This is a genomic window from Stenotrophomonas sp. YJH_SMC_91, assembly GCF_059368495.1.
Window position 1 is genome coordinate 352,726 of record NZ_JCAFRT010000002.1, and the last position, 19,559, is coordinate 372,284.

Genomic DNA, 19,559 nt, shown 5'->3' on the forward strand with positions numbered 1-19,559 from the left:
TCGGGTGCTCAATCAGCGCTCTGCACGAACGGCTGCCCTGCCAGGGTAGTGCCCAGCCGCACCGCAATCTGCTGTTCACCCTTCTCGAAGGTCGTCGCGCACTGCTTCCCGCCCTTCTGGCACCCCACTTCCGGAAAGCCCTCCAGCGATTCCGGCGCGCCCTGCGCCGGCTTCACCTGCCATCCCGCAGCATCCAGCAGGCGCTTGGCCTTGGCGTAGGGCATGCCGGCGATGATCCCCAGCTGCGCCAGCTCGGTGGGCAGCGACTGGGCATGGGCGTTTGAAACCAGGACCAACGACAACGTTGCAGCAAGAACGATGGCTTTCATTGCACCGACCCGGGACGAACTCACAGGGTCAGCCTAGCCCATCTGCGTGGCATGCGAATGTGCCGGTAACACGTCGTTACCGAGTCTCCACAGTTGATTGCAGAGCACGTGCGGCTGGTTACAGCCGAGCGTGGGCTTGGCGCTACAGCAGGATCTAGGAAGGCCACCCGGAGGTGGCCTTCCTGTTCCTTCACTTGGCATTCTTCACGTAGGTGTCGAACCAGTTCAGCATTTCCGATACCAGCTGCTCGTTCGACTCCAGCGCGGTGTACCAGTGCGGCTCGTTCGGCAGCATCACCAGGCGGGTGGTACCACCGTTGCCGCGGATCGCCTGGTACAGCTTGCGCGACTGGAACGGCTCGGTGCCCGGGTTGGCGTCGTCCTCGCCGTGGACCAGCAGCAGCGGCAGCTTGATCTTGTCGGCATAGAAGAACGGCGAGGCCTTCAGGTACACGTCCTGCGCCTGCCAGACCGAGCGGCGTTCGTTCTGGAAGCCGAACGGGGTGAAGGTCTTGTTGTACGAACCACTGGTCGCCACGCCGGCCTTGAACAGCTTGGTGTGCGCGATCAGGTTGGCGGTCATCAGGCCACCGTGGCTGTGACCGGTCACGCCGATGCGGTTGCGGTCGACCACGCCCATGTCCACGGCCTTGTCCACCGCCGCCTTGGCATCGGCTTCCAACTGCTCCAGATAAGTGTCGTACGCGTTCTTCGGGTCCCCGACGATAGGGAACGAGGCGTTGTCGATGATCGCGTAGCCGGCCAGCAGCATCAGGCGGTACGGCTGCAGACGGGTGAAGGTCTGCTGCGAACCGGACACCTGGCCGGCCTGCGCGGCATTGGCGAAGTCGGCCGGGTACGCATACAGGATCGCCGGCACGCGCTGGCCTTCCTTGTAGCCCGGCGGCGTGTACAGGGTGAACGACAGGTCCACGCCATCGGCACGCTTGTAGGTCACCAGCTGCTTCTTGATCTGGCGCACCTCCGGGGTCGGGTCGACCAGCTTGGTCAGCGCGGTCGCGGTGGACGCGAACTGCGCCTCGCCGGCCTTCGCATCAGCCACTGCCTCACCCTGCTGGCGGATGAAGGCATTCGGCGGATCGATCACCGACTGGTGCCAGGTCAGGTAGCGCCCCGGCGTGCTGCTGAAACCGAGGAACTGTTCGTAGGCGTCGGCACTGCTGCGGAACAGGCGCTCGCTCTTCCGGGTGCCCAGGTCCAGGCGGTCCAGGAACGGACGGTCGCCCTGCGGCGACGCGCCACGGCCGCTGAGGAACACATGGTTGCCCTCACGGCGCACCACCTGCGCGCCATTCGGCAGGCGGGTAAAGACCAGGTTGCCGGGGTTGCCATACAGCTCGTCGCTGGACATGTCCCACAGCAGGCGGCCTTCCTTCTTCGGCTGGTCCACATCGACGATGCGGGTCTGCATCCAGTGGCGGTTCTCGTCGTTCTCGTACTGGAACGCCACGGCCGGATCGGCGGTCCACGCGAAGCCCTCAAATCGCTGCGCGGTACGGGTGATTTCGGTCGGCTTGCCGTTGAACGGGGCCTTCAGCATCAGCACGCGGTCGCGGTGCGGCACGTTGACCTTCCAGTCGCCCTTGTCCAGTGCCTCGGCATAGACCAGGGTGGCTGGATCGGTGGCACGCCAGTCGAAGCCACGCGGGCCTTCCGGCACGCCATGCACCGGTACGCGATCGGCCAGCGGCAGGCTGGCAATCGGCGTGGATTTGCCGCTGGCGATGTCCAGCACGGCCACGTCGTTGGCGAAGCGCTGGTAGGTCACCGCATGCGAGTACGGCGCCTTGATCGATTCGGTCAGCACGTGCACGCCATCGGGTGCGGCGCTGACTTCGTTGAACAGCGCCGGCTGCCCGACCGGACGCACGCTGTTGGCGGCGGTATCGACCACGGCCAGCTGCGAGGCACCGTAATAAGCGAACAGCTTCTCGTCGTGCACGCTGGTCAGCGTGTCGCGGGCCTCGTAGGTGCTGCTCTCGCCACTGCTGCCCAGCGACTCCTGTGCATCCGGGCCGGTCGGTACGCCGCCGTTGGAAGGTGCCGGGCCCTGGTTGGCCGGTACCAGTTTCACCAGCAGGTTCTGGCTGCCGCCCAGCCACTGCACGGTGTAGCCGAAGATCGGGTTCAGCTGCACATTCGGCACCTGCTTCACCTGCCCGGTGGCCGCATCGCCTACCCACAGCTGCACGCTGGTATCGACCGCATTCTGGAAGGCGAAGTGGCTGCCATCGGCCGACCACAGCGCACCGGTGGCACAGCCCTGCGGCAGGTTGACCTTGGTCTCCTTGCCGCTGCCGATGTCGACCAGGGTGAAGTCGGCCACGCAGGCCGGAATGCCGTAGCCACCGGGCGTGTCATGGCGGCTGCGGTTCTTCGGCTCCAGGCGCACGCCGGCCAGCTTCAGGTACGGCTGGGCGACGCGGCTGATCGACGGGTAGGTCTGCGCGGTGGTCAGCAGCAGGCGCTGGCCGCCCGGGGCCACGTTCGGCGCCGGCGGCGGCGGCGCCTTCAGCACCTTGAGCAGGTGTTCCGGCGGCTTCGCGTAATCAGCGAAAGCCGGTCCAGCGGCCAGCAGGCCGACGGTGGCAACGGCAACAGCCGCCGCCAGAGAGGTTCGACGGATGAGCATCCTTATCCCCTGGGGTGTGAATGGGCGCCCGGAATCGGGCATGGACCCGAATCTAGCACCGCAGGGGTTGTCGTGAATGGGCCGGAAGGACTAGTGGCCGGATGGGGCAAAGTGCGGCTCCGGGAGGTGCCGGGGAACTGCCGGCACCTGCCAGGCATGGCCTGGCACTACTGCTGCGCGTGCAGGTCCCAGGTGGCCAGGTAGTCGGGGTCGACCACGATCATGCCGCTGGTGCGCATGCGGTACTCGCCGGGTTCGGCTGGTTGGTACTGGTCCAGCATCGGTGGCAGGTAGCGCTCGTGGCCATCATTCTCGTCGGCCAGCACCACGCCCTCGTCGGCGCTGATGCGCAGCACCGTGCCGGCGTACTGCTCCAGCCCCTTTACCTGACCGTCGCCGCCATAGCGGGTAACCCCGACCAGTACGACCTTGCCGATCATTTCTTCCGCCTTGGCATCGTCCAAGGTCGGCAGAATGGGAGTGAATTCGTCGCTCATCGGTGCACCTCCGTAGCCTGCAGGACATCGTGGATGAGGTTTCCGCTTCGCAGTGCGCGTCGCTGGCAGCCGAGCAGGTACCCAGCCTGGAGCCTCTGCATCGAGAGTGCCAGTACGCCCATGAACCCAAGGGTTCCTGTAGCAGGATGCTGCCATCGCAGGCGGAAGGGACAGGTGAAGGCCGAAATCGGTCCTCGCCGGTCAGAGGGTTGCGCCTGCACCCACGCTAGAATGCACGCATGCGCACCGTACATGCCCTCCGCTACATCACGCCCTTGCGGGAAGGTGGCTCCCTGCCGGCCGTGGTCGAGACCGACGACGACGGCATGGCCGTGCTGAAGTTCCGTGGCGCCGGCCAGGGCCCGAAAGCGTTGATCGCCGAGCTGATCGCCGGCGAGATGGCACGCACGCTGGGCCTGCCGATTCCGGAAATCCTGTTCGTCGAGCTGGACCGCGAGTTCGCCCGCACCGAGCCCGACCCGGAAATCCAGGAGCTGATCCGCGCCAGCGAAGGCCTGAACCTGGGCCTGGACTACCTGCCCGGTGCGATCAATTACGATCCGGCGGCAATGCCGGTGGATGCCGACCTGGCCTCGCGCATCGTCTGGTTCGATGCGTTCACCAGCAATGTCGATCGCACCACGCGCAACCCGAACCTGATGGTGTGGCATCGAAAGCTGTACCTGATCGATCACGGTGCGGCCATGTACTTCCATCACGACTGGGCCAACGCCGGCGATGCCTGCGAAAAGCCGTTCGTGTTGATCCGCGACCATGTGCTGCTGTCGTTCGCCAGTCGCATCGCCGAGGTGGATGCCGAGCTGGCCGCGCGCCTGACCGATGCCGAGATCGAACGCATCGTCGGCCTGGTGCCGGACAGCTGGCTGGTCAACGAGCCGGCGTTCGACAGCCCCCAAGCCTACCGCCAGGGTTACATCGATTATCTCAAGCACCGCCTGAAAGTGCGTGCGGTGTTCGTGCAGGAGGCCATCCGTGCCCACGCTGCACACGTATGACTATGCGGTCATCCGCGTGGTACCGCGGGTGGAACGCGAGGAGTTCATCAACGTCGGGGTGATCGTCTCCTGCCCTGGCGCGCGCCATCTGGAAGCGGCCATCGAGATCGATCCTGCGCGCCTGCGTGCCTTCGCGCCGGCGCTGGACCAGGAGGCGCTGCAACCGTGGCTGGATGCGATCGTGGCCATCTGCCGTGGCGACGCCAACGCCGGGCCGATCGCGCAACTGCCCGCGCGTGCCCGCTTCCACTTCCTTACCGCCAAGCGCAGTTCGGTCGTGCAGATGTCGAGCACGCATGTGGGCCGCACGACCGACCCGGCGGGTGTGGTGGAACACTTGATGACGAAGATGGTGCGGGTGCCGGCACCTAACGCGTAGCGGCGACTGGTAGAGTCGACTGTTAGTCGACTAACGCACGCAGTGCGGGCTCTTCGGCGGCATTGATTAAGGCAGTCGACTAACAGTCGACTCTACCGGGTCGACTCTACCCGGTCGACTCTGCCCGGCTGACTCTGCCCGGCTGACTCTGCCCGGCTGACTCTGCCCGGTCGGTTCCATCACCATGCGCGTTCGCCTGCCGACTCAAGCTCGCTCAACGGCCAGCGGCACCATCCGTACGGATGGTCACCGATCTGCGCGGCAAGACCGGCTCGAACGGGATTTGCCAGAATGTAGCAAGCGTGCCTGTGCAGCGACGCGTCACTGCGGATCGCATGATCGTGATAACCCGCCTGCCAGATTGCACCCTGGCTCCTTCGCCGCCGGTTGATTAGAAAGCTGCTGCGCGCCTTGAAGCGCTGCACGCAGTAGCCCAGCGAATGGCCACGAAGTTGAGCCAGCCAGTGGATGTGATCCGGCATGATCACCCAGGCAAACGATGCAGTCAGGCCTTCCCGATCCATCGATCCGAGGAGCTGCATGGCAAGGTCGGCATTGGCAGGGCTATCGAAAACGCGATGGCGGTTCCGGCACACCATGGTGATGGCGTAGACGTTGCCGACTATGGATCGGCGGCCGGCAAGCAGTTGAGGGCTGGGCATGAGTTCGAGAATGCCCGCCAGGATGGATGCTCGACATCGGTTCACTGCCAACGTCAGGATCAGGGACCATCTCGATGCAGCGTCCGGGGATGTGGAGTCGCCTGGGTAGAGTCGACTGTTAGTCGACTATCGCGCGAAGCGCGGGCTTTCCAGCATGGGGGAGAAGAGCAGTCGACTAACAGTCGACTCTACCCAGCCGACTCTACCCAGTCGGCTCTACCTCTACCCAGTCGGCTCTACCCAGCCGGTTCTACCCCGTCGGCCCTACCTGGGCAACGCAAACGCCATCACGTAATCGCCGTTCGGGGTTTCCATGAAATGGTGGCCGCCGGCCATGATCACCACGTACTGGCGCCCGCCCTGCTCGTACACCATCGGGTTGGCCTGGCCGCCGGCAGGCAGCTTGGCATGCCAAAGCTCCTTGCCGGTCTTCAGATCGATGGCACGCAGCAGATCATCGGTGGCGGCGGCGATGAAGATCAGGCCGCTGGCGGTCACTACCGAACCGCCGTTGTTCGGCGTCCCGATCTCGATCGGCAGGCCGGAACGGATGCCGAACGGTCCGTTGCCGCGCGCACTGCCAAACGGTCGGTCCCACAGCAGCTTGCCGGTGCGCAGGTCGATGGCACGGATACCGCCATAGGGCGGCTGCTTGCACAGCAGGCCGGTGAACGGCAGCCGCCAGCCGGCGTTGACCTGGATGGCGTAGGGCGTACCCACCTGCGGGTCGCCCGCGCCTTCGGCACCGCCCTTGTCGAACCGGACCTTCTCGCGCGGCAGCCAGCCCAGCCGGTCGGCCTCCGCGCGTGGCACCAGCCGGTTGTAGTTGGGCATGTCGTTGTAGTTGGCCACGATCACGCCGCGGCGCGTATCGATGGACACGCTGCCCCAGTCCGAGCCGCCGTTGTAGCCGGGGTACTCGATGGAATGTCGCTCGCTGCTCGGCGGCGTGTAGAACCCTTCGTAGTACGCCTTGCGGAACTGGATGCGGCAGACCAGCTGGTCAATCGGGGTGATGCCCCACATGTCACGCTCGGTCAGGTCATGTTCGCGGCGCAGCGTGTGGTACAGCGAAAACAGCTGGGTGGGAGAACGCTGCTCGGGTTCGACGCCGCCGACCGGCACCTTGCGCTCTTCGGCGGCAGTCAGGAGCTGGCCGTTGCGGCGATCGAGGATGTACATGTCACCCTGCTTGGTCGGCAGCAGGATCGCCGGCACCTTGCCCGCCGCCGTCGGGTAGTCGATCAGGCTGGCCTGCGAACCCAGGTCGTAGTCCCACACATCCTTGCGCACCGCCTGGAAATGCCAGACCGGCTTGCCGGTGGCCACGTCGATCGCCACCAGCGAGGTGGAATAGCGGTTCTGGTTTTCCGTGCGCGAGCCGCTCCAGTAGTCGCCCGCGGCATTGCCCAGCGGCAGGTAGACCAGGCCCAGCGCTTCATCACCGGTGGCGGTGGTCCACATGTTGGGCGTGCCGCGCGTGTAGGTCTGCTCGCGCGGCGGCAGGCCGCTGCGCTCGGGCTGGTCCATGTCCCACGCCCAGCGCAGCTTGCCGGTGATGGCGTCGTACGCCTGGATCACGCCCGACGGCGCATCGCGGCGCTGCCCGTCCAGCACCTGGTGGCCGGTCACGATCACGCCGCGCACGATGGCCGGCGGCGAGTTGATCGACACGTAACCCGGTGGCACCTCGCCCATGCCCAGGGTGATGTCGACCTGCCCGTTGTTGCCGAAATTCGCGCAGGGGCGGCCGCTGTCCGCGTCCACCGCGATGATGCGACCGTCCAGCGTGCCTTCAATGATGCGCGCCCAGCACGCCGGTCGACTGCCCGGTGCAGCGCTGCGGGTGACGCTGGGAGGAGGTTCCGGCAACGCCAGATCAGCGGCAACATCGGCCAATGCTGCATCGGCAAGGGTCGGCGTGCTGGGCTGCTCGTAATAGCTCACACCACGACAAGCAGCGGTATAGGGAATCGAGGCATCCTTCACCTTTGGATCGAACCGCCACAGTTCCTTGCCGCTGGCAGCATCAAGCGCGATCAGGCGGTTGCGTGCGGTGCACAGGTACAGGCGGTCGCCGATCTTCAGCGGCGTGGTTTCGGCACCCCAGCGCTTCTTCGGCATATCCCCGGTACGGAACTGCCAGGCCGGTTGCAACGTGGCCACATTGGCCGGGGTGATCTGCTGCAGCGGCGAATAGCGGGTGCCGGCATTGCTGCGGCCCCACGCCGGCCAGTCGCCCTCGGCGGGCTGGTCAGCCGGCTGCAGGCCCGTGGTATCGCGCGTAGGTTCCAGTCCGGCGCTGACTGCGCCTTCCGGGAACGGCAGGTGCCCGTCCACTTCCCCATGCGGGGCAAAGGCCAGGCCGAAGGCGGCCACGAACACCAGCATCAGCACGCCCGCCACGCTGCGCGACAGGCGTTTTGAAACCGGCTCGCGAAGCGTTGGCGCCAGCAGCGCCAGCACGATGCCGAGCGCAGTCACCAGCCCGAGCCGCGGCACCCAGCGCCAGTAGTCGCTGCCCGATTCCCACCAGGTCCACAGCAGCGTGCCGATGAACACCAGCGCATACAGCAGCGCGCCGCTGCGGCGGTTGCCGAACAACAGGGTTCCGCTGGCCAGCAGGCCGAGCCCGGCGATGGCGTAGTACGCCGAGCCACCCAGGCGGAGCAGCCACCCACCGAGCCCGCCGATGACCAGGCCGAGCACGACCAGCAGCAGTGACAGCACGGTGACGAGGGGATGCCGGGAGGCGCGGACGGGAGCAGGAGCGGACTGCGGCGTGGCGGACATCGTCGATCTCCGGGGGCAGCATGCGCCGTTATCCCACCGCCTGCGTGAAGCGCGCGCGTATGCCTGGCACCCGGATACGACGACGCCGGCACAGGGCCGGCGTCGTCGGGTACCTCAGGCTCGCGGCAGGATCACTCCTGCGCGGCGTCCTCGCTGCTGGCAGCAGCCGGGGCGCCGTCGGTCGTGGCCGGGGCGGCGGCAGCCACCTCGTCCTCGTCCTCGTCGATCGAGGCATCCATGCGCTCCACCGCCTGCAGCTTCTCGTCCTTGGAGAGGCGGATCAGGGTCACGCCCTGGGTGTTGCGGCCGACGCGGCTGATTTCCGAGCCACGGGTACGCACCAGGGTGCCACCATCGGAGATCAGCAGGACTTCGTCGCTGGAGCCCATCAGCACCGCGGCGACCAGCTTGCCATTGCGCTCGGTGGTCTGGATGCCGATCACGCCCTGGGTGCCACGGCCCTTGCGCGGATAATCCGGCAGCGGGGTGCGCTTGCCATAGCCGTTCTCGGTTGCGGTGAGGATGTACTGAACGCTGGCGTCGTCGGCGCCTTCGATCACCGCATCGCCATTGCCGGCGGCTTCCTCGACACCGCTGTCGTCCTCGTTCTCGTCCTCGATGCCACCGGCACTTTCGGCCACGATCAGGCTGACCACTTCCTCGCCGGCCGGCATCTTGATGCCCCGCACGCCGGTGGCGGTACGGCCCATCGAGCGGACCTTGTCCTCGCCGAAGCGCACGGTCTTGCCGTTGGAGGCGAACAGCAGGATGTCGCGCTGGCCGTCGGTCAGGCCGACGCCGACCAGCGCGTCGCCCTCATCGAGATTGATCGCGATCTTGCCGCGCGCCAGACGGAAGGCGAACTCACCCAGCGGGGTCTTCTTGACCGTACCGTTCTTGGTGGCGAAGAACACGAACTGGCCATCGGCGTAATCGCGCACCGGCAGTACGGCCTGCACGCGTTCACCCGGTTCCAGCGGGATCCAGTTGATGATCGGACGGCCGCGGGCGTTGGAGCCCGCTTCCGGCAGCTGGTAGACCGGCAGCCAGAACACCTTGCCCGAACTGGTGAAGGTCAGCAGCGTGTCATGCGTGTTGACCAGCCACAGCTGTTCGATGAAATCCTCTTCCTTGGTCGCCGCCGCACTACGGCCACGACCACCACGGCGCTGCGCGCGGTACACGCTCACCGGCTGGCGCTTCACGTAACCGGCATGCGACACGGTGACCACCACGTCTTCCGGCGCGATCAGGTCGAGGATGTCCAGGTCTTCTTCGCTGTGACGGATCTCGGTACGACGCTCGTCGCCGAATTCGGCCTTCACACTGACCAGCTCTTCGCGGATCACCTGCAGCAGGCGGTCGGGATCTTCCAGGATGTGGATCAGCCCGGCGATCACTTCCAGCAGCTGCTTGTACTCATCGGTCAGGCGGTCCTGCTCCAGCCCGGTCAGGCGGTGCAGGCGCATTTCCAGGATCTGGGTGGCCTGGATCTCGGTCAGCTGGTAGCCGCCCTCGATCAGGCCCACGCCCTTGGGCAGGTCTTCCGGGCGCGAGGCTTCGGCGCCGGCGGCACCCAGCATCGCACCGACCAGGCCCGGCTCCCACACGCGGGCCAGCATGCGCTCGCGTGCTTCGTTCGGGTTCGGCGAGGTCTTGATCAGTTCGATCATCTCGTCGATGTTGGCCAGCGCGACGGTCAGGCCTTCCAGCACGTGGGCACGGGCGCGCGCCTTGCGCAGCTCGAACACGGTACGGCGGGTGACCACTTCGCGACGGTGGCGGACGAACGCCTCCAGCATCTGCTTGAGGTTCATCAACTGCGGGCGGCCATCGACCAGCGCCACCATGTTGATGCCGAACACCGATTCCATCTGCGTCTGCTGGTACAGGTTGTTCAGCACAACCTCGGCAGATTCACCGCGCTTGATCTCGATGTAGATGCGCATGCCGTCCTTGTCGGACTCATCGCGCAGCTCGCTGATGCCTTCGATCTTCTTTTCCTTGACCAGCTCGGCGATCTTCTCGATCAGACGCGCCTTGTTCACCTGGTAAGGAATTTCAGTGACGATGATCGATTCGCGGCCGTTGTCGGCCACTTCGATATCGGCCTTGGCACGGATGCGCACGCGGCCACGGCCGGTGCGGTAGCCGGCGACGATGCCGGCGGTGCCGTTGATGATGCCGGCGGTCGGGAAATCCGGGCCCGGGATGTACTCCATCAGGCCGTCGACGTCGATTTCCGGGTTGTCGATCAGCGCGATGCAGGCGTTGATCGATTCGCTCAGGTTGTGCGGCGGGATGTTGGTCGCCATGCCCACCGCGATACCGGCCGAACCGTTGACCAGCAGGTTCGGGAACCGGGTCGGCATGACCGTCGGCTCCAGTTCCTTTTCGTCGTAGTTGGGCTGGAAATCGACGGTTTCCTTGTCGATGTCCGCCATCAGCTCATGCGCCAGGCGCGACATGCGCGCTTCGGTGTATCGCATTGCCGCGGCGGAGTCGCCATCGATGGAGCCGAAGTTACCCTGGCCATCGACCAGCATGTAACGCAGCGAGAACGGCTGTGCCAGGCGCACCAGCGTGTCGTACACCGACTGATCGCCATGCGGGTGGTACTTACCGATGACGTCACCGACGATACGCGCCGACTTGAAGTAGGGCTTGTTGCTGTGCGCGTTGAGTTCATTCATCGCGAACAGCACGCGGCGATGCACCGGCTTGAGGCCGTCGCGCGCATCCGGGAGCGCGCGGCCCACGATCACGCTCATGGCGTAATCGAGGTAGCTCTTGCGCATCTCGTCTTCCAGGTTGACCTGGATGATTTCCTTGGCGGTTTCTGCCATTCGGGTTCCGTTGTCTGGTAGCGGTCCAGTCCGGCGCAGCACCCTGCGGGAGGGGGTCGTGCCGGAACCTCGATTCAACCTGCGGATATTACCACAACAGGCCGTTTTCCGCCTCCCTTTACGGGTATTTTACCTGCACAAATCAGGAACTTAGGGGGTTGCCGGCCCGCGGCCGGCCCCACCGGGGGCGGAGGTCACGCGGCCCCTCCCCCGCGCGTCAGCCGCCGAAGGCGGCGCGCATGTTCTCCGGGGTCGGGTTCAGGATCACGCCGCGCTCGGTCACGATGGCGTCGATCAGCTCGCCCGGGGTGACGTCGAACACCGGGTTCCAGGCAGCGATGCCCTCTGCCACCGTGCGGGTGCCACCCACGCCGTACAGCTCGCCCGGATCGCGCTGCTCGATCTCGATCTGGCTGCCGTCCACGGTCTCCATGTCCACCGTCGAGGACGGCGCCACGACCATGAACTTCACGCCGTGATGGCGGGCGGCGATGGCCAGCTGGTAGGTCCCGATCTTGTTGGCGGTATCGCCGTTGGCGCAGATGCGGTCGGCACCGACGATCACCCACTGCACAGCGCCGGTCTTCATCAGGTGCGAGGCGGCCGAATCGGCGATCAGCGTGGCGTCAATGCCATCCTGCTGCAGCTCCCACACGGTCAGGCGCGCGCCCTGCAGCCACGGACGGGTCTCGCCAGCGAACACGCGGGCAATGCGGTGCTGGGCCATGCCGGCGCGGATCACGCCCAGCGCGGTGCCGAAGCCGGCGGTGGCCAGCGAGCCGGTGTTGCAGTGGGTCAGCACGCCGCTGCCGGCTTCGATCAGGCCTGCGCCCAGCGCGCCCATGTGGCGATTGGCGGCCAGGTCTTCCTCGGCGATGGCCTGCGCTTCGGCCTCCAGCTTCGCCTTCCAGTCAGCACCGGCGGCATTCAAGCAACGGCGCATGCGCGCCAGCGCCCAGGCCAGGTTGACGGCGGTCGGACGCGAGGCGTTCAGACGCTGCAGCGCCGGTTCCAGCTGCTGCAGCGCGTGCGCACCGTCTGCGGCCTGCACGTCACGTGCGGCCAGCACCACGCCCCAGGCGGCGGCGATGCCGATGGCCGGCGCACCGCGCACGGTCAACGCGTGGATGGCCGCAGCCACTTCGTCACTGTCATGGCAGACCACATGCTCGACCACGAACGGCAGCTTGCGCTGGTCCAGCAGTTGCAGAGCATCGCCGGTCCACAGGATCGGGCGGATATGGTCGTAACGGGCGTAGTCGATGTCGGAGGCAGTGTTCATGGGCCCATTGTAGGGCCACGCCCCCCGGGGTTGGAGCCCGCCCGGGCTCAATTCACCGAGAACTCGGCGCGGCAGCCACCGTCCACCCAGATGCCGTTGCGGTTCCAGCCCCAGGTGTTGCCTTCCTCGCACGGGGTGCTGGACAACTGTTCGGTGACGACGGCGCCGACCGAAATGCTCGCGCCGCAGAAACGGCGCTTCTTCGACTTCGATTCACAGGTCAGCCGGCGTGGTACGTCAACGAATCGGCCGTCCTCGTCAGCCACTTCGAAATCCCCCTGGCAACCGCGGCTGGTCCAGACTTCATTGCGCTTGTAGCCCCAGCCCTGCCCTTCGCGGCATGGCAGCGCCGACAGCTGGCGCAGCAGGCGCACTGGCGCGCCATCCAGGCGCACCGGGCAGCTCTGCGGGCGACCATTGGATTCACAACGCACCACGCGACGGACCAGGCGCTTGCCCTCGCTGGCTACCGGTGCGCCACCCGCAGCGCGGCGTGCGCGGAACTCGGCGCGGCAGCCCAGCGTGACCCACACGCCACTGCGGTCGGTGCCCCATTCGCTGCCACGGATGCAGCTGCTGTTGGAAAGCTGGCGCACCAGGTCGACGCCGTTGCTGACATCGATATCGCAATGCACCCAGCCCATGTCGCGTGATTCGCAGGTCACCACTTCACCGTCGTAGCCGGCCTGCTGCGCAGATGCCGATGACGGCAACCAGGCACCCCAGAGCGCGATGGAGTAAACCGGTGCAGCGACAACCGCAAACCACTTGACCAAAGCCTTCCCCAGCAGGAATGGATGAACTGCGTGCCAGTGTCCGGCATCTGCCGTGATAAGAGCATCATCCTGCTTACCGAAGCAAGCGCGGAATCGCGGAATTCCGTTCAGTCTTTGACGTTCAGGAACGCAGGTCGCTCATGCGTGGGCAAAGTCGTAGGCCAGCACGTCGGCGATGCGCGGCGTGCGGTTCATCGCCATCAGGAGGCGATCGACCCCCACCGCCACGCCCGCGCACGCCGGCATCGATGGCAGCGCGGCCAGCAGCGCCTCGTCCAGCGCCGGCTGCACCTGGCCACGTTCATGGCGTCGCTGCAGGTCACGCTGGAAGCGCGCGCGCTGCTCGTGGGCGTCGTTCAGTTCGTGATAGCCGTTGGCCAGCTCCACCGCGCCCAGGTACAACTCGAAACGCTCGGCCAGGGGTGGTGTACCGGCACGGATGCGCGCAAGCGCCGCCTGGCTGGCCGGCCAGTCATGGACCACGGTCATCACTGTGTCATCAAACTGCGGCTGGATGCGATGGGTCATCAACAGGTCCAGCCAGTCATCGCGGGTCAAACCGACCGGATCGATGTGCACATCACCCAGCGCGGCCCGCAATGCAGCCTCATCGGCCTTGAACGGGTCAACGCCCACATGCTGCTGGAACAGCTCGCGGTAGCTCAGCACGCGCAGGGTCGCACTACGCCCGACCAGCGCCAGCGCCTGGCCGACCAGCTCGGCGGTCTCCTGCACCAGGCGATGATGATCCCAGCCAACCCGGTACCACTCCAGCATGGTGAATTCCGGGTTGTGGCGGCCGCCCGCCTCGCCATTGCGGAACACCCGGCCCAGTTCGTAACAGTCACCCACGCCCGCCGCCAACAGGCGCTTGAGCGGATACTCCGGCGAGGTGCGCAGCCAGCGGCGGCGTCCGCCGGCATCGACATGGCCGGTGAAATCGGTATGGAAGCTGTCGATGTTCGGCTCGGTGTTGCCGGCCACCGACAGGATCGGCGTTTCCACTTCCAGCACATCGCGTTCGGCGAAGAAGCGGCGGACCAGCGCATTGAGCGCGGCGCGCTGCTGCAGCGCGCGCAGCAGGGCCTCGCTCACAGGATGCCCTCCGGGCGCGGGTGGTCCAGCGGCAGGGTCAGCAGATCGCGGGTGTCATCGATGTAACCGCTCGCCAGATAGAGGCGACGGGCCAGCTCGTTGTGGTGGTTCACTTCCAGGCGCAGGCGGCTTACGCCGCGGCCCCGTGCCCGCTGTTCGCAGATGGCCAGCGCCTGCTTGCCGCGGCCGCGACCACGCGCACGATGGCTCAGGTACAGCTCGTCCAGCAGCATGAAGTGGCCGCCCTGTTCCAGGCTGAAGCCCATCGCGATCACTGCGTAACCGACCACCTCGCCCGCCTCGTCCAGCCACAACAGCACTTCGCCGTTGCGTGGGTCGGCCAGCAGCGCATCCACGCCGCGACGCACGCGCGCGTCGTCGAAGTCGATCCTGTCTTCGGCATAGAACTCGCGCATCAACGCGATCAACAGTTCTTCGTCGGCACGGGTGGCCAGGCGGAAATCCAGTGGGGCAGTCTGCATCGGTATTCCTTTGTGCTTCATGCCGGGTGCCGGGCACCCGGCGGCGTCATCATTCGTGTTCGGCAAGATAGGCCAGCAGGCGGTCCTCATCCCACACCGGCACGCCCAGCGACTGTGCCTTGTCCAGCTTGGAGCCGGCCTCGGTACCGGCCACCACGAAGCTGGTCTTCTTCGACACACTGCCGGAGACCTTGGCACCCAGCGCTTCCAGGCGTTCCTTGGCGGCATCGCGGGTGAGCTGGGCCAGGGTGCCGGTCAGCACCACGGTCTGCCCATCCAGCGGACCCGCCACGATCTCGGCCAGCGCCGGCGCCTTGGCCAGGATCTCCCGCATCGCGTTCTCGGCGGCCAACAGCATCGCACCGTGGCCATCAGCGTCCAGCCATTCGGCCAGACCGCGCGCGGTGTCATCGGGCAGGCCGGCGTTGACGAACTGGCCATGCTCGGCATCGAGCACCGCCTGTGCGCCGGGAAGCGCAGCCACCAGCTTTTCGGCGCGCAGACGGGTGATGCCGGGGATCTCCGACTCGACCAGCAACTGCGCCAGATCCAGCCCGTCGCGCAGCTTGGCACTGGGCGCATGCACGTCGCTGATGCGCACCTGGCCGACCTGCAGCAGGTCATCGATGGCCTGCTGGTTGCCCTGCTGCTCGAAGAAGTGGCCAAGCGAACGCGCCACTTCGCCACCGATGTCCGGCACACGCTTGAACAACGGCCACGGCAGGTGGCGGATCAGCTCCAGGTCACCGAACCACTGCGCCAGCGCCTTGGCCGTGCTCTCGCCCACATGCTCGATGCCGAGCGCGAACAGCAGGCGCTCCAGCGTGGCCGCGCGACTGGCGTCGATCGCTGCGATCAGGTTGTCGGCCCACTTGGTGGCGATCTTCTTCGTGTTCCATTCGAAGCTGGCCGGCTGCGCCAGCGCCTGCGCGCGCCAGCCCGGATCGTTGCCGTCCAGCTTGAGCACCGCATTGAGCACCGCACCACTGCCCTCGGCGGGAAGGTGCAGCTTCAGCGCCGCTGCCAGCGCCGACGGCTCCTCGGCGTCCAGCACCAGCTTCAAGTGCAGCAGCGTATCGCGGCTGAGCCGGTACAGGTCGGCCACGCTCTTGACGATGCCCGCGTCCACCAGGGTTTCGATGTACTTGTCGCCGAGACCGTCGATGTCCATGGCGCGGCGCGAGGCGAAATGGGCAATGGCTTCCTTGCGCTGCGCCGGGCAGGACAGTTCGCCCGAACAACGCCACGCCGCCGCCCCCTCCTCACGCACGATCTCCGAGCCGCACACCGGGCAGCGCGTCGGCATCTGCCACGGCGTGGTGCCCTGCGGGCGGCGGTCGAGAATGACGCTGACCACCTCGGGAATCACGTCGCCAGCGCGGCGCACGATCACGCTGTCGCCGACGCGCACATCGAGGCGCGCGATCTGGTCGGCGTTGTGCAGGGTGGCGTTGGACACGATCACGCCAGCCACAGCCACCGGCGCCAGTCGCGCGACCGGCGTGGCAGCACCGGTGCGGCCGATCTGGATCTCGATCGCCTCCACCGTGGTGCTCTGTTCCTGCGCGGGGAACTTGTGCGCGATGGCCCATCGCGGCGCACGGGAGACGAAGCCCATCGCCTGCTGACCCGCACGGTCATCCAGCTTGTAGACCACGCCATCGATATCAAACGGCAGGCCGTCGCGGCGTTCACCGATAGTGCGGTAGTAACCGAGCAGGCCGTCGGTGCCCTCCACCACTTTGCACAGCTCACTGACCGGGAAGCCCCAGGCGCCGAGCTGGGCCAGGGTGCCCGAATGGGTGTCCGGCAGCTCGCCGCCCTGCACTTCGCCGGTGCCGTAGGCGAAGAAACTCAGCCTGCGCTGCGCACTGATCTTCGGGTCGAGCTGGCGCAGCGAACCGGCCGCCGCGTTGCGCGGATTGGCCAGCACCTTGCCGCCCTGCAGGCGCGCACGTTCGTTGTAGGCCTCGAAGTCGGCGCGGGCCATGTAGACCTCGCCGCGCACCTCCAGCACATCCGGCCAGTCCTTGCCGTGCAGGCGCTTGGGAATGTCACCGATTTCGCGCAGGTTGGCGGTCACGTCCTCGCCGGTACTGCCATCGCCACGGGTCGCGCCAAGCACGAAATGACCATCCTCGTAGCGCAGGCTGATCGCCAGGCCGTCCATCTTCGGCTCGGCCGAGAACCGCAGGCTGCGACGCCCCAGGCGCTCATCGATGCGACGCACGAAATCGGCCACTTCCTCGTCGCTGAAGGCATTGGACAGCGACAACATCGGTACCGCGTGGCGCACTTCCGGGAAGCGGCCAGAGGGGCGCGCACCGACCTGCTGGGTCGGGCTGTCGGCACGGGCCAGTTCCGGGTGCTCGCGCTCCAGCGCTTCCAGCTCACGCACCATCCGGTCGTAGTCGACGTCGGGGATCTCCGGCGCGTCCAGCTCGTGATAGGCGCGGTTGGCCTGGGCGATCTGCCGGCGAAGGTCTTCGGCGCGTTCGGCGGGGCTGGGGCTCATCGGAATCCGGTGGTTCTGGGATGGCCGGGGATTCTACCGCGCCCAGCCGTCAGGCCCTGTAACGCCTCCGCCTTTGCAGCGTCGAGCGTGCTCGACGGGCACTCCCCGCTCCGGCAGGTGCCAACCTTCTCCCTCGTTCCGGCAGGTGCCAACCTTGGTTGGCACATCTGCATGGCGCGACGCCACAAAAAGCAGCTTGCCGCCCACCCTCGCCGGCGCTAGCGTGCGACGGTCTGCCCTTCGGAATCCTGCCCGTGACCCTGCCCGCTTCCCGTCGACGCTTCCTGCAACTGGCCGGAGCCGGCCTCGCCGTCGCCGGCAGCGGGCTGCCGCGGCCCGGCCATGCCCAACCCGCGACAGCCGTCGCCCCGGGCCCCGCCGAAGGTGCGGTGCTGCTGAATTTCAACGAATGCCCCTACGGCCCCTCGCCCGCAGCCCAGCAGGCGGCACGCGACAGCATCGCCGGTTGCGGCCGCTACCGTTTCGCACTGGCCGGTCAGGTGCGCGACGCCTTCATCGAACAGGCGCGCATTCCGGCCGATCACGTGCGGCTCTATCCGGGTTCCAGCGAACCGCTGAACCGTGCCGCCGTGCTGTGGACCGGCCCGCAGGCGGGACTGGTAGTCGCCGATCCGACCTTCGAGACGCTGGGCGAGGTCGCGGCCGCACACGGTGCGCACGTGCAGAAAGTGCCATTGCACGACGACGGCGCACATGACCTGCGCGCGATGGTGGCCGCCGCACACGCGCGCTCGACCGGCCTGCTGTATGTGTGCAACCCGAACAACCCGACCGGCTCGATCAGCCCGCCGGATGAGCTCGCCTGGCTGCTGGCCCACAAGCCTGCGTCCACCCGCGTACTGGTCGACGAGGCCTACCTGCAGTACAGCGAGCAGCCGAGCCTGATCGCGCAGGTGGCGCAGCGCGATGACCTGATCGTGTTGCGCACGTTCTCCAAGCTTTATGGCATGGCCGGCCTGCGCCTGGGCGTGGCGGCCGCGCATCCCGACCGCCTGCGCGAACTGGCCAGCCTGGGCGACAACCCGCTACCCGTGCCAGCACTGGCCGCGGCACTGGCCAGCCTGCAGGATCCTCAGTTGATCGCGCAGCGGCGCCTGCAGAATGCCAAGGTGCGGCAGGCCACCATCGCGTGGCTGGGCAAGCGTGGTTTCAGCTGCGTGCCGTCGGAAGCGAACTGCTTCGTGGTGGATGTGCAGCGCGACGGTGCCGCCTTTGCCAAGGCGATGGCAGACAACGGCGTGATCATCGGCCGCAGCTGGCCGATCTGGCCGCAGCGCGTGCGCGTGACCGTCGGCACCGAGGACGAGATGGCCGCGTTCCGCGGGGCATTTGCCAAGGTCGCCGGCGTACCGGCCTGACCCTGTTGGTGGGGGCGAACCTTGGTTCGCCCCATCCACGCATGGCGTGGATCTACTGTTGTGGGTGCCGACCGCTGGTCGGCACACCAGGGCGCTCACCAGCGCGGGGTCTTGGTCAGCGGCGGCGCCTGGTGCTGGCGATCATAGGCACGCAGTTCGTCACGGATGTGCGCGATGCGCTGCCGGCCGAGAGCGTTGCGGCTGTCGTCCAGCACCACGCCGTCGAGCAGCTCGGCCATGCGCTGCACGGTGGGCAGCATCTTCTCCCAGGCATCCAGCGCGGTCAGCGGCGCCGGCAGGGTCAGGAAGAAGGCGATGGCCGGGGTCTCCATGGCGCGGATGTTGGCCATGTCGAAGCTGCCCGGCTTCATGATGCTGGCCATCGAGAAGATCGGGCCGCGCTCGGGGTGGCCTTCCACCAGGCGGTGGAACACGTTCATGTGGCCGAACACCAGGCCGGTCTTCTCCGCCGCCACCACGATGTCTTCGCCACGCAGCTGTTCGCCGGCGCGAGCGGCCACGAACAGCGACACGATCTTGTCGAAGTCCTGGGTGGCGCGCTTGCCAAGGTCGCTGGCCGCGCCGGCGTCGGTGTCGGCCAGGCCAAGCTCGGCCTGCTCGCCTTCCGAGCCCATGCCCGGCTCTACGCGGCCATCGGCCACAGTGACGCCATCATCGCCCAGCACCGGCTCGCGACGCTCGCCGCCGGTCGGTTCCGCGCTTTCCACGCGACGCCCCTGGGGCTTCTTCTTCGGACGGCCAAACAGGAAGATCGCAGCGATCAACAGCAGGCCGGCGGCCAGGATGCCGATGCGCAACAGTGCCGTGTCGGACATTCGATAGGTTCTCCGGCTA

The 19,559-nt window shown here is 66.8% G+C and carries 15 protein-coding genes; 3 read left to right on the forward strand and 12 right to left on the reverse strand.

Annotated elements, in window-relative coordinates; translation table 11 throughout:
* Window positions 1–8: 8 nt before the first annotated feature.
* The 3 genes from AC5P5X_RS05260 to AC5P5X_RS05270 all read right to left on the reverse strand — a co-directional run bounded on the left by AC5P5X_RS05260 (window position 9) and on the right by AC5P5X_RS05270 (window position 3,479).
* A complete protein-coding gene (locus AC5P5X_RS05260; RefSeq protein WP_005410210.1) occupies window positions 9–329 on the reverse strand; it encodes a hypothetical protein in 321 nt (106 codons plus the stop codon).
* Between the two features lie 190 nt (window positions 330–519).
* Window positions 520–2,982, reverse strand: coding sequence for a S9 family peptidase (locus AC5P5X_RS05265; RefSeq protein ID WP_111189478.1), 2,463 nt, complete (start codon window positions 2,980–2,982; stop codon window positions 520–522).
* Between the two features lie 167 nt (window positions 2,983–3,149).
* The gene (locus tag AC5P5X_RS05270) at window positions 3,150–3,479 is read right to left on the reverse strand and encodes a hypothetical protein (RefSeq protein WP_005413891.1); all 330 of its coding nucleotides are present in this window, start codon (window positions 3,477–3,479) and stop codon (window positions 3,150–3,152) included.
* A 239-nt stretch (window positions 3,480–3,718) separates the two neighbouring features.
* On the opposite strand from AC5P5X_RS05270, the gene AC5P5X_RS05275 reads away from it, so the two are divergent.
* Together AC5P5X_RS05275 and AC5P5X_RS05280 are read left to right on the forward strand one after the other, a co-directional pair.
* A complete protein-coding gene (locus AC5P5X_RS05275; RefSeq protein WP_021202746.1) occupies window positions 3,719–4,495 on the forward strand; it encodes a HipA family kinase in 777 nt (258 codons plus the stop codon).
* On the forward strand, window positions 4,473–4,874 hold the full coding sequence (locus AC5P5X_RS05280; RefSeq protein WP_043034606.1) for a DUF3037 domain-containing protein: 402 nt from the start codon (window positions 4,473–4,475) through the stop codon (window positions 4,872–4,874). The genes AC5P5X_RS05275 and AC5P5X_RS05280 overlap by 23 nt, the downstream gene beginning before the upstream one ends.
* 179 nt (window positions 4,875–5,053) lie before the next feature.
* Here AC5P5X_RS05280 and AC5P5X_RS05285 read toward each other — a convergent pair whose 3' ends face one another.
* The 8 genes from AC5P5X_RS05285 to ligA form a co-directional block, all read right to left on the reverse strand.
* Window positions 5,054–5,536: an REP-associated tyrosine transposase gene (locus tag AC5P5X_RS05285; RefSeq protein ID WP_043034605.1), complete on the reverse strand. Its 483-nt coding sequence runs from the start codon at window positions 5,534–5,536 to the stop codon at window positions 5,054–5,056.
* Window positions 5,537–5,800: 264 nt separating this feature from the next.
* A complete protein-coding gene (locus AC5P5X_RS05290; protein ID WP_111189477.1) occupies window positions 5,801–8,329 on the reverse strand; it encodes a membrane-bound PQQ-dependent dehydrogenase, glucose/quinate/shikimate family in 2,529 nt (842 codons plus the stop codon).
* Window positions 8,330–8,460: 131 nt separating this feature from the next.
* A complete protein-coding gene (gene gyrA / locus AC5P5X_RS05295) occupies window positions 8,461–11,175 on the reverse strand; it encodes a DNA gyrase subunit A (RefSeq protein ID WP_088431503.1) in 2,715 nt (904 codons plus the stop codon).
* Between the two features lie 217 nt (window positions 11,176–11,392).
* Entirely contained in the window at window positions 11,393–12,457 is a 1,065-nt protein-coding gene (gene mtnA / locus AC5P5X_RS05300; RefSeq protein ID WP_005413901.1) for an S-methyl-5-thioribose-1-phosphate isomerase, read from the reverse strand.
* A gap of 47 nt (window positions 12,458–12,504) precedes the next feature.
* Window positions 12,505–13,233 (reverse strand): DUF3011 domain-containing protein, encoded by a 729-nt coding sequence (locus tag AC5P5X_RS05305; protein ID WP_099523256.1) that lies wholly within the window; start codon window positions 13,231–13,233, stop codon window positions 12,505–12,507.
* Window positions 13,234–13,371: 138 nt separating this feature from the next.
* Entirely contained in the window at window positions 13,372–14,328 is a 957-nt protein-coding gene (gene epmA, locus AC5P5X_RS05310) for an EF-P lysine aminoacylase EpmA (protein WP_099481443.1), read from the reverse strand.
* The gene (locus AC5P5X_RS05315; protein WP_010480482.1) at window positions 14,325–14,810 is read right to left on the reverse strand and encodes a GNAT family N-acetyltransferase; all 486 of its coding nucleotides are present in this window, start codon (window positions 14,808–14,810) and stop codon (window positions 14,325–14,327) included. The genes epmA and AC5P5X_RS05315 overlap by 4 nt, the downstream gene beginning before the upstream one ends.
* Window positions 14,811–14,859: 49 nt before the next feature.
* Window positions 14,860–17,331: an NAD-dependent DNA ligase LigA gene (gene ligA / locus AC5P5X_RS05320; protein WP_181453870.1), complete on the reverse strand. Its 2,472-nt coding sequence runs from the start codon at window positions 17,329–17,331 to the stop codon at window positions 14,860–14,862.
* A gap of 248 nt (window positions 17,332–17,579) precedes the next feature.
* Between ligA and AC5P5X_RS05325 the strand changes: the two genes are divergently transcribed.
* Window positions 17,580–18,704, forward strand: a complete 1,125-nt coding sequence (locus AC5P5X_RS05325; protein ID WP_012480756.1) for a pyridoxal phosphate-dependent aminotransferase — start codon at window positions 17,580–17,582, stop codon at window positions 18,702–18,704.
* Between the two features lie 95 nt (window positions 18,705–18,799).
* Here AC5P5X_RS05325 and zipA read toward each other — a convergent pair whose 3' ends face one another.
* Window positions 18,800–19,540, reverse strand: a complete 741-nt coding sequence (zipA, locus tag AC5P5X_RS05330) for a cell division protein ZipA (protein WP_005410225.1) — start codon at window positions 19,538–19,540, stop codon at window positions 18,800–18,802.
* Window positions 19,541–19,559 lie beyond the last annotated feature (19 nt).

Excerpts from the sequence above, each read along its gene's own strand:
- AC5P5X_RS05260 (WP_005410210.1), bottom strand. The coding sequence starts at position 329 with ATGAAAGCCATCGTTCTTGCTGCAACGTTGTCGTTGGTCCTGGTTTCA.
- AC5P5X_RS05265 (WP_111189478.1), bottom strand. The coding sequence starts at position 2,982 with ATGCTCATCCGTCGAACCTCTCTGGCGGCGGCTGTTGCCGTTGCCACC.
- AC5P5X_RS05270 (WP_005413891.1), bottom strand. The coding sequence starts at position 3,479 with ATGAGCGACGAATTCACTCCCATTCTGCCGACCTTGGACGATGCCAAG.
- AC5P5X_RS05275 (WP_021202746.1), top strand. The coding sequence starts at position 3,719 with ATGCGCACCGTACATGCCCTCCGCTACATCACGCCCTTGCGGGAAGGT.
- AC5P5X_RS05285 (WP_043034605.1), bottom strand. The coding sequence starts at position 5,536 with ATGCCCAGCCCTCAACTGCTTGCCGGCCGCCGATCCATAGTCGGCAAC.
- AC5P5X_RS05290 (WP_111189477.1), bottom strand. The coding sequence starts at position 8,329 with ATGTCCGCCACGCCGCAGTCCGCTCCTGCTCCCGTCCGCGCCTCCCGG.
- gyrA (WP_088431503.1), bottom strand. The coding sequence starts at position 11,175 with ATGGCAGAAACCGCCAAGGAAATCATCCAGGTCAACCTGGAAGACGAG.
- mtnA (WP_005413901.1), bottom strand. The coding sequence starts at position 12,457 with ATGAACACTGCCTCCGACATCGACTACGCCCGTTACGACCATATCCGC.
- AC5P5X_RS05315 (WP_010480482.1), bottom strand. The coding sequence starts at position 14,810 with ATGCAGACTGCCCCACTGGATTTCCGCCTGGCCACCCGTGCCGACGAA.
- zipA (WP_005410225.1), bottom strand. The coding sequence starts at position 19,540 with ATGTCCGACACGGCACTGTTGCGCATCGGCATCCTGGCCGCCGGCCTG.